The organism is Acinetobacter sp. YH12064, assembly GCF_013419735.1.
In the GTDB taxonomy this organism is placed as follows: Bacteria; Pseudomonadota; Gammaproteobacteria; order Pseudomonadales; family Moraxellaceae; genus Acinetobacter; species Acinetobacter amyesii.
Genome location: NZ_VOZP01000004.1, coordinates 24891 through 37870, shown reverse-complemented (window position 1 = coordinate 37870; position 12980 = coordinate 24891). Strand labels below are relative to the sequence as shown.

Genomic DNA, 12980 nt, shown 5'->3' with positions numbered 1-12980 from the left:
GATACAGATATAGGACATGAATGTATTTCTGAGGATTTTCTTGAATCAGTGAAACAAATTTTAAAGGAGGTGTCTTGATGGGATTATATATTTCAACGCCTGATTTGTTGAAGCGCTACGGTATTACCAAAGGCACTTTGATCAATTGGCGTGATAAACAGGATTTTCCAGAGCCATTGATCAAAGCACATGGGCGCTCATGTAGTCGCTATGGCATCAAGGCTGTAGATGCTTGGGAAAGAAGTAAAGGGTTGCTTGAGTCATTAGAAATACAGCCTTTAATATCGAAACGCTCGTGATTGTTCAATATGGTGCAGAGTTTATGGAACCACTTCTCATAAGCCTGCGCCTGTTCATCCATGTATTCATGTAAATCATAGGTTCCCCATACAGCAGGTAACCCATGACCCAGCATAATTTCACAAATATGCGGTGGCGCTAATTCGGATATATGTGTTCTCATCGTCCTGCGCAAATCATGCATAGTCCAATGCTGCATCTCTACTTCAAATCGCTTACGCACATTGTCATTCACGTATGGTGGAATTGTTGTTTGAAAGCTTTTTGAAAGCTTCGTATATGCTTTACCTTTTAAGTTTGGAAAAGCATATTCACAGCTATCAGGCGACAGTGAAAAAACATACTTAATGAATGGCACAATTTGCGGAATGAGGGGTCGGATAATCGGCTTGTGGGTACGGTCCCCCATCTTGTGATTCTCTGGTGGTACATGCCAAATCATTTCCTGAAAATCAAAGTCAGATTTCTTGGCCAGCCTTAATTCTGATACACGGCAGCCAAAGAACAGTAGCATAATAATAATGGCTTTGTTTTTTGGTGATATGGCATTGGATCTCAGAGAAGCATGCACCACCCAGAATATTTCCTGTTCTGAAAGATAACGGGAACGCTTCACTTTCTTTACGTTTAAATCAGCTGCTTTAAGATGCTGAATAGGCTGATTCATTAATTTCCCGTGTACACACCCCCAGCGCATAATCATTTTGAGATTACCAAGTATTTTCACTGCTACCGTTTTAGCACCATCTGTAATTTCAAATAATAGCGATGACCATTCTTGTAGGGTGACATCGTCACAAATTCTACGACCTATACGTGGATAAACGTGAATTTCAAATGCCCTTAAATCATATTCTTTTGAGACTTTATTTACGGCAATTGTATTAAACCAGAGGTCACATATTTCTTTGACGGTCAGCTGCTTCAGATAGTCGCTTTCCCCTTTTAGCTTAAGTTGCATTGGGTCCTTGCCTTGATCTAGCTCAATTTTATATTTATGAACCTGAGCACGAGCATCTTTTAGACCTAATAATGGGTATGTACCTAGATCTAGTCTTTTGGCTTGACCACCAAAACGATAGCGATATTGAAAAACGACTTTTCCCTTTGGGGATATTCTGACTGACAAACCATCTCTATCTGTTACAACTTCGACTTTTTCTCGCGGTTTCCCATTATTTGATTTTAGCCAACTATCACTTAAAGACATTTAAATTTTCCAGTCCAAATACTTTATACTCTGTACATATTCAAGCAGAGCAAAAATATGTACACACATATGTACATATTTTTTCTTGAAAGGTAAATAACTTTGTTAAACTTTGAAATTATTTGATCATCGTTAATAAACGCGAAAGTTGAGCAATTTCATTGAATCTAAAGCTTTTCTATATGCTTTGTTAAACTTTGAAAATCTTTGGAGAATCTTGAATGCAAAAACCGACTATAATTTTCGATATGGACGGTACTTTACTCGATCTTGCTTATGATGATTTTATCTGGAATGAGTTGCTGCCAATTCGCTATGCTGAACAGCATCAGTGCTCACTCGAACAAAGCAAGCAAACGCTATTTAGTTTTTATCAACAACATAATCATACCCTAAAATGGTACTCCTCTCGCTTTTGGACGTCACAAGTTGGCGTTGATGTTTTGGCAATGCAAATAGAACAAAAAGCCAAAGTGGCTAAACGCGAAGGCTGCATTGAGCTACTCACGTATCTAAAAGAAAATGGCTATCCTATTTGGCTTGCAACCAATGCCGACTTTGCAGGCTTACAATTCAAACTTAAAGAAACCGGTCTTCGTGATTATTTTGATGTTATCGTCAGTTCAGAAACTCTCGGTCATGCCAAAGAGTTTATTGAGTTTTGGCAAATATTAGCAAGCAAACATCTCTTCGATGCAAAAAACTGTTATTTCATTGATGACACAGAAAAAGTGCTCAATGGTGCAAAACTTTTTGGGATTGAACAGCTCTATTCGATTCAGCAGCCTTCATCTGCCAAAGCGCCTCGCGAGACTTGCAATTACCCAATGCTGTCCGCATTAACAGATTTAATCCCTATTTTAGAAGCTCAAATGATTGAGCAAGCCGAGGAACAGAAAAAATATGCGTAAATCAAATCTAGCCGAAGATGCGGTTGGTATGCGTATAGACAAATGGTTGTGGGCTGCACGTTTTTTTAAAACACGCTCTATTGCCAAAAATGCGATTGAAGGCGGTAAAGTTCATCATAATGGCGAACGCGTTAAAGTTTCTCGTGAAGTTCGTGTAGGCATGGAATTAACCATTGCCCAAGGCCTTGAGAAAAAAACCGTGGTGGTGAAAGCACTGTCGGATGTTCGTGGGCCTGCCCCCACCGCTCAGCTGCTTTATGATGAAACTGAGGTCAGTATTGCAAAACGGGAATTGCTCGCATCCCAAAGAAAGTTGCATAATCTAGCTCGGCCAGATCATCGACCAAGTAAAAAAGATCGTCGAGATATTGGTAAATTTAAAAGAGAAAATGATCAACAGTTTGACCAGCAATGGTCTTATAATGATGATTAAGTTAAAGCGTCACAACATGTCGCACCTGTTGTGATTTTCATAGAACAAAAGGATGATTTCTGTCACTATACCCTCGTGGAACAGATCTAAACTGAATACATCCACTTGAGTATATTGTTTCGTGACATCGTATTGAGGTTGTAAGATGGATGATAATAAAAGCAAGGCGTTAAATGCGGCCTTAAGCCAAATTGAAAAGCAGTTTGGTAAAAACACCGTTATGCGTCTTGGTGATAATACCGTACAGGCAGTTGAAGCTGTCTCTACAGGTTCTTTAACATTAGATATCGCACTAGGTATTGGTGGTTTGCCTAAAGGTCGTATCGTAGAAATCTACGGTCCTGAATCTTCTGGTAAAACGACTATGACATTACAAGCTATTGCACAATGTCAGAAAGCTGGCGGTACTTGTGCATTCATCGATGCTGAACATGCATTAGACCCTCAATACGCACGTAAACTTGGCGTAGATATTGATAACTTACTTGTTTCACAGCCAGACAATGGTGAACAAGCACTTGAAATTGCAGACATGCTGGTACGTTCAGGTGCCATTGACCTGATCGTTGTCGACTCTGTAGCTGCACTGACCCCTCGCGCCGAAATTGAAGGCGAAATGGGTGACTCACATATGGGCTTACAAGCTCGTCTAATGAGCCAAGCACTGCGTAAAATTACTGGTAATGCGAAACGTTCGAACTGTATGGTGATCTTCATTAACCAAATCCGCATGAAGATTGGGGTAATGTTTGGTAGCCCAGAAACCACAACTGGTGGTAATGCACTTAAATTCTATGCGTCTGTACGTTTAGATATCCGCCGTATTGGTCAAGTGAAAGAAGGCGACGAAATCATTGGTTCAGAAACCAAAGTGAAAGTTGTGAAAAACAAAATGGCTCCTCCATTCCGTGAAGCGATTTTCCAAATTCTTTATGGTAAAGGCGTGAACCATTTAGGTGAGCTTGTTGACCTCGCAGTACAACAAGAAATTGTTCAAAAAGCAGGTGCTTGGTATTCATACCAAGGTGACAAGATTGGTCAAGGTAAAAACAATACCATTCGCCACTTAGAAGAACACCCTGAACTTGTGCAAACTATCGAAAAACTGATTCGTGAACAACTTCTGACTACGGGTACAGCACCTGTAGAAGACAAAGACGAAGAAGAACCAGACTTTTTAGATGCTTAATTACAGCATACTTTAATAGCAGACGAAACGCCCTACGGGGCGTTTTGTTTTGCACTCAAAATTTGTATTAAAATGACCCCATGACTAAAGACCATTTTCCACTCTTGCTTGATTATGAAGCACTGAAACAACAGTTTGCAGAAGCTGAAGAAACTACCTGCGTAAATCATGCTGCACAAACTGACATTTCACATGACAATACTTCGGTGATCGATCACACTGCGTTGCATTTTGACACCAATGGTAAAGATGTTCATGCTGAAAAAAAACCAGGACTGCGCGGCTCTCGTCTACGCTCGTACGCTTTTGCAGTACTCACACGTAAAGAATACTCAAAAGCGGATTTAATCGAAAAATTAGCACTTTATGCGGATAGTCGTGAAGAAGTCATACACTTGGTGGAAGAACTCGCACGTGAGAACTATCAAAGCGATAAACGTGTAGCAGAGATGGTGCTATCGAGTCAAAAACGTAAAGGTAAAGGCCCTAATCGTATAAAGCTCGCGTTAAAAAATAAAAAAGTAGACAGTGAATTAATTCAGGATGAATTAAAAGAAACAGATTGGGTCAATGAAGCCTACCAGCTCAAAATAAAAAAATTTGGCAAAGCTGTTGAACGTGATCCAAAACAAAAAGCCAAACAAATACGTTTTTTGCAATATCGAGGCTTTGATCTCGATACGATTTTTAAAGTGATTGCACGTAAAGAATTTGATGACGAATAACAAAGATATAGATCTAAATGAAGAATTAATAAAACTAAAATAAAGAAGAATCTAGGATTGAAAAAATGAGAGGACGTTTAATTTATTATTGTTGAAACTGGTGGCAACCCTACCAGCAAGACTTCGGCACATCATATTTCTACTACCGTTGCTACCTTCCGGTCCTGGCGGGGTTTATAGAGTACAATTGCGAAGTAACCGGCAGGGCTACCATTGCAAGAACAGAGTATAGAGATTTTTAATAAACATGCAAGCCTAAAACCAAGAATTCCTGAATAGAAAAAACTGTTTGATTATTTATAAATCAATATGATGGTCGATGATGTAGAAAACGTGAAACTGCATCACTATATTTTTACTTTAATACACAGCAAGATTGTAAAAGCTTATTGCAATTCAGATCTTTGGCGTTTTTAATGTGCTTATCGTTTTATCTAAAGCTGTCTGTAATAAAACTATTCTATACGGACATGCTTGTAACTACATGGAATTTTTATGATGTTTAAACAGCATGTATTGTGTGCCCTTACATTGACTTGCTCAGGTGCATTATTTGCCAATATTCCAATTGAATCTCGTGGTTTGAGTGGCGCTAATAATGGCACTGTGTATACAGCAAATAATACGGCCATTCAAACAGGTGCTGGCTCTACCCCTATTCCAACCAATTTGAATTGGCAGCTTATGCAGAAGAACCAACAGCTCGAAAATGAATTGCGTAGCTTACGCGGTAAAATGGAAGAGCAAGACAATATTATCGAACAATTAAAAAGTGAACTTACAAACCGCTATGCAGATTTAGATCAACGTTTAGAACTACTCCAACAAAAAGTAGATCCAAGTGAAGACACAGAGGCTGCGGAGGATAACCAACAAGGTACTGCACCCAGTAACAGCTAATACAGCGCCTACACCTATTAAACAACCTACGACCCAAGCAACATTAAGCTCATCTGCAAACCAACCTGTAAATGCAGGTGGTGACTCACTTGAGCTCGAGAAAGCGGCATATACCGTTGCTTTAGATGCATACAAACAAGGTGGTGCGAAAAAAGCCATTGCACCGATGAAAAACTTTATTAAGAATAATCCTAACAGTGTCTATATTAGCAATGCATATTTTTGGCTAGCTGAGTTCAACCTTGCTGTTGAACCGACCAACTACGCGGAAGCGAAAAAGAACTATAGTATCGTAGTAGATCAATACCCTGAGTCGACCCGTGCGCCTAGAGCGTTATATCAACTGTATAGCATTGCAAAAGACGTCGATCGAAATAGCAGTTTAGCAACGCAGCTCAAAAGCAAGCTTATCCAAAAGTATCCAAAATCTGAAGAAGCAGGCTTTGTTAAAAAATAGTCCTATTTTTAACGCAAAAAAAAGACACCTTATAAGGTGTCTTTTTTTATTCGCAGCATTTAGCGCACAATACCGCGCTTAGACTGCTCAAGTGAGTCAATCAACAATTGCGCTTCTGCCACTTCAGGCAAAATTTCAGTGCGAATACGCTCAATCGCTTCATTTGTCGTTAAACCATCTTTATAGATCAATTTAAAAGATTCACGTAAACCTTGAATCACATTTTTTGACCAACCTTTACGACGCATACCTTCAATGTTCATTGCAAAAGCATGGGCTGGATTACCAGATACCATGACATAAGCAGGTACATCTTTCAAAATAAGCGATGCACCACCGATCATACTGTAAGAATCGATTTTACAGAATTGATGAATACCAGAGTTACCACCTACGATGACATAATCACCGATGTGGACATGGCCTGCAACGCCGACGTTATTAGCAAAAATATTATGATCACCTACTACACAGTCATGTGCAATATGTGTATTCACCATCAATAAATTGTGACTACCAACTTTAGTTAGACCCTGATCTTGAACAGTACCACGATGTAAACTACAGTGTTCACGAATCGAGTTATAATCACCGATTTCTAACCACGTTTCTTCACCAGCATATTTCAAGTCTTGGCAAACTTCACCAACACTGGCAAATTGAAAAATTTCGTTATGTTGACCAATACGGGTATAACCACCCACCACAACATGTGAATGCAGTTTAGTGCCCGCTCCAATTGTGACTTTAGGACCAATAATACAATATGGTCCAATTTGCACATCCGGAGCAATTACTGCTGATGAGTCAATAATGGCGGTAGGATGAATTAATTCGTTATTGCTCATGCTGTCTCTGTTTTCTGATGCGAAACCATAATTTCCGCGGTTGCTGCGACTACGCCATCTACAGTGGCAACACAATTATATTTGTAAATGCCACGCTTTTGCATCACTAATTCCGATTTTAATACAAGTTGATCGCCTGCAACGACTTGTTTTTTAAATCGAACCTTCTCTGCACCAGCAAATAAGAACAGCGAACCCGCTGAAGGTTTCTCATTATTCATGATGAAACCTAAAATACCCGATACTTGCGCCAATGCTTCAACAATCAGCACACCCGGCATAATTGGGTATTCAGGGAAATGGCCTTGTAAAAATTCTTCATTAATCGTTACATTTTTATAGCCTACAATCCCGTTGTCAGTCACTTCAACAACACGATCAACCAATAAAAACGGATAACGATGTGGCAAATATTCACGAATAGTCTGAATAGTCATTGGTAATTCAGGTTTTGTGAAAGCTGGGGTATTCGACTCTGTCATCATAATTATTTACGCAATTTAAATGTTGATTCAAGGGACTCAATTTGAGACTGCATATGATCAAGTCGTTTGACCAATTGGGTCAATGGCACATCTGCTAATTGTTTAAAGCGGATTGCTGCCTTTTTCCAAGAACCACTTTCAAGCATTGGCGTACCTGAAGAATAACTCCCAGCAACGGAAATACTTTTTGTGACCATTGACATACCGGTAATTGTCACATTATCTACAATATTAATGTGACCTACGATACCAACAGCCCCTGCTAGCACACAATTTTTGCCAATAGTTGTACTACCGGCAATACCACATTTCGCAGCCATTGCCGTATTTGCACCAACTTTGACGTTATGCGCGATTTGCACAAGGTTATCAATAATGACACCATCTTCCAAAATTGTGTCATCTAAAGCACCACGGTCGATACTACAATTTGAACCAATACGCACATCATTCCCGATGCGTACAGAACCTAATTGAGCAATACGATGCCATTTCCCTTGATAAGGTGCAAAACCAAACCCTTCACCACCGATCACCGTATTTGCATGGATACGTACACGATCACCTAACTTGGCTTCACCAGTAATCGTCACATGCGAATCGATAAAACAATCTTTACCAATTTCAACACCATGATCAATCTTCACTTGTGATTCAATGCGCGTTCCTTCACCCACCACACTATTCGCACCAATCACCACATAATGCCCAATATAAGCAGTATCAGAAATGATTGCGGAAGGATGAATTTGGGCAGTACTTTCAATTCCTATTTCTACAGATTTCTTTTCAAAAACATGCGTTAGAATAGCGAAAGCCAGATACGGATTGGATACGACAATGAAGTTTTGCTGTGAAGGGATTTGTGACTGCATGTCTGCAGTCACAATCAGCGCACCAGCCTGAGACTGTTGAGCTTCATTCAGATATTTATCTGCGTTTAAAAATGCAAGCTGATGTGGTTGAGCACTCTCCAAACTTGCCATTCCGCTGAATTGCAAGTCTAGCTGGCCAATACATTGACCTTGAACAAGTTGAGCAAGCTTTTCTAAACTGAATTTTTGAGAATTCATTGATTATTTAATTGCATTAACCTTTTGAATCATTTTATCAGTTAAATCAAACTTAGGGTCATACGCAAGTGCTGAATTTTTATTCAAAACAACATCTAACTTATTTTCTGTGCGCAATTGTTCTGCAACTTGCTTGATTCGACTATCCATCGTGCGATTTAAGGACTGGATATTACCTTGAACCGAAGCTTGAACTTTTTGCTGTAAATCAGTCAGCTCTTTGAGTTTAGTTTGATACTGTTGACCCATTTGCTGCTTTTGCGCAGCAGTCAACTTATCACCACCCTGCTGAGCTTTCTGTTGCATTGCTTCCAGCTCTTTAGCCAGTGATTCAATTTTAGTGGTTTGTGGTTTCAACTGCTGTTGAATTTGAGCATTTTGTTGTTTTAGATAAGTGCTTTGATCCACAACCTTTTCTAAATCAACCACACCGTAACCCGCTGCATGTACCACAGCAGAACACGACACACCCAATACCGCCAAACCAGCAAATAATTTATTCATCTTATCAACCTGTAATTTTGTTATTCCCAGAAGGGTCCTACTTAGAACGTACGACCAATCTCGAATTGGATTTCTTTTGTTTCATCGCCAGCTTTGTCATTCAGTGGGAATGCATAACTCAGTGAAATTGGACCAATCATCGTGATCCAAGTAAAGCCTGCACCAACACTATAACGCATGTTATTCATATCAAAGCCGTAGTTATCTTTACAGTATTGACGGTCTTCACTAGATTTAGGAACGTCACATTGAGTGTCAAATACTTGTGCGCCTTCAGCAAACAATACTGGACGAACTTGACGCGCCCAATCGCCTTTAAATGGCACAGGTAAAGCCAATTCAGTACCAAATTGAATTAAAGCATTACCACCGACTTCTTCTGGATCGTAGTCAACCTGATTTTGCGCATCATAATACACACCAGGATATTTCGGCCCTAGAGTACTGTTGTCATAGCCACGTACTGAACCAAAACCACCTGCATAGAAGTTTTTATAGAATGGTAAATCATTACCATAGCCTAACTTACCGTAACCACGTAACACAAAGTCTTTACCTAGTGGGAAATAAGCTTGTGCGTCGTAAGTGATTTTTTGATATTCAACATCACTACCTGGTAATGCAATTTCGGCATTGACGCGGTGTGACATACCCGATGTAGGGAATACCGGGCGATTCAAGGTGTTGTACGACCAACCTAAGTTAAGGTTATAAGTTAAGAAATCACCTTTAAATTCATTGTCATAAGTAATTTCTTCAACAGCACATTTATAACCAATTATTTCGTTTTTATCATTATAAACAGGTACAGTATTTTGAGACTCACCATTAGCATCTTTTGGGCAGTAAGAACCTTTCCCTGTAGCTTTACCACCGTTAGCAAGTAAGTAGTCACGGACATACGTAGATACATATGGGCCTGTAGTTACATCAGTTTGATCAATATTCAAACCCATACTGATACTTTGGTTTTCATCGATCGGATAACCAAAGTTTATACCACCACCAAAACTATCAGTGACGTAGTTGTTAACGTTATAGTCGTTATCTAACTTGGTTTTACGGTAGTACAAGTTATAACCACGGCGTACCCCATCAATAGTGAAGTATGGGTCAGTTACACTGAGGTTGTAATAATCTTGAGTCTCTGAACGAGACAAATCGATAGAAACTGCATTACCTGTACCCAAGAAGTTGGTTTGACTCAAACCTGCTTGGAAAGTTACACCGCCACTTTGTGAGAAACCAACAGCTAAAGTACTTGTCCCCGAATGCTGCTCTTCAACATTTACATTTAAATCAATTTGATCTGGCGTGCCCGGAATACGTGCAGGCTTAACATCAACGGTTTTAAAGAAACCAGTACGTTCTAAACGCACTTTAGACAAATCAATTTTTTCGTTACTTGCTAATGCGCCTTCCATTTGACGCATTTCACGACGTAGAACTTCATCAGCTGTTTTCGAGTTACCTGTGAAATTAATACGGCGAACAGTGACTTGCTGACCCGGATTCACATAGTAATTTAAATCAACCAATTTGGTGTCTTTATTAATTTCAGGAACAATGTTCACTTCTGCAAAGTAGTAACCTGCGTTACCGTATTTACGAAGTAAAAGTTGTTTCACACCATTCACTTTTTCTTGTGAATATAAATCGCCATCTTTATAAAGTTTTAAAGCGTTTAAATCTGTTTGCGTATAAAGCGTATCACCTAAGAAATGGGTTTCACCAAACTTAAATTGTTCACCTTCATCCACCGAAACTTCGATAAAGACGTGTTTTTTATCTTCACTCAAATTCAGACTTGAATTGGTAATGTTGAAGTTGATGTAACCTTTATTGAGATACATCGCACGTAAAGCTTCTAAACTCGCAGCCATCTTTTCACGTGCATAGCGGTCATTACGAGAAATGATCGAGTTCCAACCACTTTCTTTTAATGCAAAAATTTGTTTAATTTCGCTTTCTTTAAAGACCGTATTACCAATGATATTAATATCAAATACTTTGGCAGATTGACCTTCTTCAAACTCAATTAAGACATTGACACGGTTATTCGGTTGAGCGGTTGTAATCACTTTGACATCAGCATCGTAGCGACCTTGCTGCATGTACTGTTGTTCTAATTCAGTTTCAACCGTTTGCAAAGATGATTTCTTTAAAACTTCACCTTCGGACAGACCCATTTTCTTTAAGCCTTCTTCCAAGGCTTCTTTAGGAATAAGTTTATTGCCTTTTAGCTCAACTTTAGAAATTACTGGGCGTTCAACCACTGTATATACAAGTGTATTACCGACTTGTGAAGACTTCACATCATCAAACAAACCCGACGCAAACATGCTACGAATTGAGTTTGAAATGATTTGATCATTGACACGATCACCAGCGGAGAATGGGATCATTCCGGCTACATTGTCAGGAGTTAAACGCACTAAGCCATCAACACGAATATCTTGTACTACAAAATCATCTGCTGCATATACTTGTTGTGCTACGGCCATAGCACTAACCAGTGCCAATGGCATAAATAAATGTTTGTGCTGCATGCCAATCTTTTCCGCTGTTAATTTATTTCGTATAACGTTCTTATAAACGCATAATGTCATTGAATAGAGCCAGTAGCATCATGCTACCCAGCAATACCATACCAATTTTTAATCCAACCAATTGTATTTGTTCAGAAACAGGTTTACCACGAATTAATTCAATAAAATAGTAAATTAAATGACCGCCATCGAGCATAGGAATCGGTAGTAAATTTAAAATACCCAAACTTACACTCATCAGTGCCATAAATGAAATGAAAGTTTGCCACCCCATCTCAGCACTTTGTCCAGCCACTTTCGCAATAGTAATCGGACCAGATAAATTATCTAAACCAACCAAACCACGCACCATTTTTACAATAGAATTCAGGATCATACTAGATATCTGACCTGTTTTTTCTACCGCTTTGCCCATCGCCTCTACAGGCGTGTATTGAATGGTTTGTTTGTATTCGGCTGGAATATTGACTTTACCCGGATCACTTTGTACACCTAAAAGCCCTGTGACTTTACCCATTTGGTCACGCTTACCTTGCGGCATCACGCTTAAATGCACAATTTTATTTTGTCGTAAAACATCAATTTTAAGTAACTTTTCTGGAGAAGCTTGTACAACTTGTACAACATCAAACCAGTCTTTCATTTTTACGCCATCGATCGAAACAATTCGATCACCCACCTGCATCCCTTGGCGTATTGCTGCACCATCTTCACTAAGCTTTGAAACCACTGCAGGGATTTCAGGACGATACGGTGTAAAACCTAGAACATCGAGTGGTGACTGAGTTTGATCACGTAAGAAACTTTGAATAGGTAAACTGAAGTTTTGAATTTGCCCTGCTCGTTCAGCTTGAATTTGAATATTGCCAGTTTCACCTACACGATCAACCAAGGCATAATTCAAGCGCTCCCAAGTGGATACTTGAGTGCCATCTACGGCAGTAATTTTATCACCAGACTGCATTTGCGCAGCCGCTGCTGGCGTATTCGGTAAAATTTTACCTATGCGCGTATTGAGCTGTTCCTGAGCTGGTAAAAATAAAATCCAAAACAACACTACTGCAAAAGCCAAGTTAATGAGTGGCCCTGCCGCAACAATTGCAATACGTTTCCAAGGGTGTTGTCGGTTAAATGCTTTTGGTAAGTCTTCTGCTGCGACATCACCTTCGCGTTCATCCAACATTTTGACATAACCACCGAGTGGCAATGCAGACAGTTGATATTGAATACCTGATTTCTTCGACGTCCACTTGAGCAGTGTTGGGCCAAAACCAATCGAATACACCAAAACCTTTACGCCCAGTTTACGTGCAACGAAATAATGCCCAAATTCATGAATCGCTATCAGCGGTCCAAGTAGCAATATTGCTGCAATAATCATAAACAAGGCATTCAT

The 12980-nt window shown here is 39.5% G+C and carries 12 protein-coding genes, 1 other RNA gene and 1 pseudogene; 6 read left to right on the top strand and 8 right to left on the bottom strand.

Features of this window, described 5'->3' with window-relative positions:
• Positions 1 to 77: 77 nt before the first annotated feature.
• Entirely contained in the window at positions 78 to 299 is a 222-nt protein-coding gene (locus tag FTU13_RS17425; protein ID WP_168377601.1) for a hypothetical protein, read from the top strand.
• Here FTU13_RS17425 and FTU13_RS04920 read toward each other — a convergent pair.
• Entirely contained in the window at positions 209 to 1510 is a 1302-nt protein-coding gene (locus FTU13_RS04920) for a site-specific integrase (protein ID WP_180127950.1), read from the bottom strand. The genes FTU13_RS17425 and FTU13_RS04920 overlap by 91 nt on opposite strands.
• Before the next feature lie 221 nt (positions 1511 to 1731).
• Here FTU13_RS04920 and FTU13_RS04915 point away from each other — a divergent pair, with 221 nt between their 5' ends.
• The 4 genes from FTU13_RS04915 (at position 1732) to FTU13_RS04900 (ending at position 4768) form a co-directional block, all read left to right on the top strand.
• Positions 1732 to 2421 carry an HAD-IA family hydrolase gene (locus FTU13_RS04915; protein ID WP_218955135.1) on the top strand — a complete coding sequence of 230 codons (690 nt, stop codon included), beginning with the start codon at positions 1732 to 1734 and terminating at the stop codon, positions 2419 to 2421.
• Complete coding sequence (locus FTU13_RS04910; RefSeq protein WP_168377604.1) at positions 2414 to 2854, top strand: RNA-binding S4 domain-containing protein; 441 nt, start codon at positions 2414 to 2416, stop codon at positions 2852 to 2854. The genes FTU13_RS04915 and FTU13_RS04910 overlap by 8 nt, the downstream gene beginning before the upstream one ends.
• A 145-nt stretch (positions 2855 to 2999) precedes the next feature.
• On the top strand, positions 3000 to 4043 hold the full coding sequence (gene recA, locus FTU13_RS04905; RefSeq protein WP_078193524.1) for a recombinase RecA: 1044 nt from the start codon (positions 3000 to 3002) through the stop codon (positions 4041 to 4043).
• An 80-nt stretch (positions 4044 to 4123) separates the two neighbouring features.
• Entirely contained in the window at positions 4124 to 4768 is a 645-nt protein-coding gene (locus FTU13_RS04900) for a regulatory protein RecX (RefSeq protein WP_180127948.1), read from the top strand.
• Positions 4769 to 4875: 107 nt separating this feature from the next.
• Here FTU13_RS04900 and ffs read toward each other — a convergent pair.
• An RNA gene (ffs, locus tag FTU13_RS04895) (signal recognition particle sRNA small type) lies at positions 4876 to 4972 on the bottom strand.
• 291 nt (positions 4973 to 5263) lie between these two features.
• Here ffs and FTU13_RS04890 point away from each other — a divergent pair.
• Positions 5264 to 6125: pseudogene (locus FTU13_RS04890) on the top strand (YbgF trimerization domain-containing protein).
• A gap of 59 nt (positions 6126 to 6184) precedes the next feature.
• Here FTU13_RS04890 and lpxA read toward each other — a convergent pair.
• The 6 genes from lpxA to rseP all read right to left on the bottom strand — a co-directional run bounded on the left by lpxA (position 6185) and on the right by rseP (position 12980).
• Positions 6185 to 6973: an acyl-ACP--UDP-N-acetylglucosamine O-acyltransferase gene (gene lpxA / locus FTU13_RS04885; RefSeq protein WP_111883752.1), complete on the bottom strand. Its 789-nt coding sequence runs from the start codon at positions 6971 to 6973 to the stop codon at positions 6185 to 6187.
• On the bottom strand, positions 6970 to 7455 hold the full coding sequence (gene fabZ, locus FTU13_RS04880) for a 3-hydroxyacyl-ACP dehydratase FabZ (RefSeq protein ID WP_171263789.1): 486 nt from the start codon (positions 7453 to 7455) through the stop codon (positions 6970 to 6972). The genes lpxA and fabZ overlap by 4 nt, the downstream gene beginning before the upstream one ends.
• A 5-nt stretch (positions 7456 to 7460) precedes the next feature.
• Positions 7461 to 8531, bottom strand: coding sequence for a UDP-3-O-(3-hydroxymyristoyl)glucosamine N-acyltransferase (gene lpxD / locus FTU13_RS04875; protein ID WP_180127946.1), 1071 nt, complete (start codon positions 8529 to 8531; stop codon positions 7461 to 7463).
• Positions 8532 to 8534: 3 nt separating this feature from the next.
• Positions 8535 to 9035: an OmpH family outer membrane protein gene (locus tag FTU13_RS04870; protein WP_180127944.1), complete on the bottom strand. Its 501-nt coding sequence runs from the start codon at positions 9033 to 9035 to the stop codon at positions 8535 to 8537.
• A gap of 41 nt (positions 9036 to 9076) precedes the next feature.
• A complete protein-coding gene (gene bamA, locus FTU13_RS04865) occupies positions 9077 to 11539 on the bottom strand; it encodes an outer membrane protein assembly factor BamA (protein ID WP_373423558.1) in 2463 nt (820 codons plus the stop codon).
• Positions 11540 to 11624: 85 nt separating this feature from the next.
• Positions 11625 to 12980 carry an RIP metalloprotease RseP gene (gene rseP / locus FTU13_RS04860; protein ID WP_180127942.1) on the bottom strand — a complete coding sequence of 452 codons (1356 nt, stop codon included), beginning with the start codon at positions 12978 to 12980 and terminating at the stop codon, positions 11625 to 11627.

What these genes read in the sequence shown, in the direction of transcription:
- FTU13_RS17425 (WP_168377601.1), top strand. Translation starts at nt 78, where the DNA reads ATGGGATTATATATTTCAACGCCTGATTTGTTGAAGCGCTACGGTATT.
- FTU13_RS04920 (WP_180127950.1), bottom strand. Translation starts at nt 1,510, where the DNA reads ATGTCTTTAAGTGATAGTTGGCTAAAATCAAATAATGGGAAACCGCGA.
- FTU13_RS04915 (WP_218955135.1), top strand. Translation starts at nt 1,732, where the DNA reads ATGCAAAAACCGACTATAATTTTCGATATGGACGGTACTTTACTCGAT.
- FTU13_RS04910 (WP_168377604.1), top strand. Translation starts at nt 2,414, where the DNA reads ATGCGTAAATCAAATCTAGCCGAAGATGCGGTTGGTATGCGTATAGAC.
- recA (WP_078193524.1), top strand. Translation starts at nt 3,000, where the DNA reads ATGGATGATAATAAAAGCAAGGCGTTAAATGCGGCCTTAAGCCAAATT.
- FTU13_RS04900 (WP_180127948.1), top strand. Translation starts at nt 4,124, where the DNA reads ATGACTAAAGACCATTTTCCACTCTTGCTTGATTATGAAGCACTGAAA.
- lpxA (WP_111883752.1), bottom strand. Translation starts at nt 6,973, where the DNA reads ATGAGCAATAACGAATTAATTCATCCTACCGCCATTATTGACTCATCA.
- fabZ (WP_171263789.1), bottom strand. Translation starts at nt 7,455, where the DNA reads ATGACAGAGTCGAATACCCCAGCTTTCACAAAACCTGAATTACCAATG.
- lpxD (WP_180127946.1), bottom strand. Translation starts at nt 8,531, where the DNA reads ATGAATTCTCAAAAATTCAGTTTAGAAAAGCTTGCTCAACTTGTTCAA.
- FTU13_RS04870 (WP_180127944.1), bottom strand. Translation starts at nt 9,035, where the DNA reads ATGAATAAATTATTTGCTGGTTTGGCGGTATTGGGTGTGTCGTGTTCT.
- bamA (WP_373423558.1), bottom strand. Translation starts at nt 11,539, where the DNA reads ATGGCCGTAGCACAACAAGTATATGCAGCAGATGATTTTGTAGTACAA.
- rseP (WP_180127942.1), bottom strand. Translation starts at nt 12,980, where the DNA reads ATGAATGCCTTGTTTATGATTATTGCAGCAATATTGCTACTTGGACCG.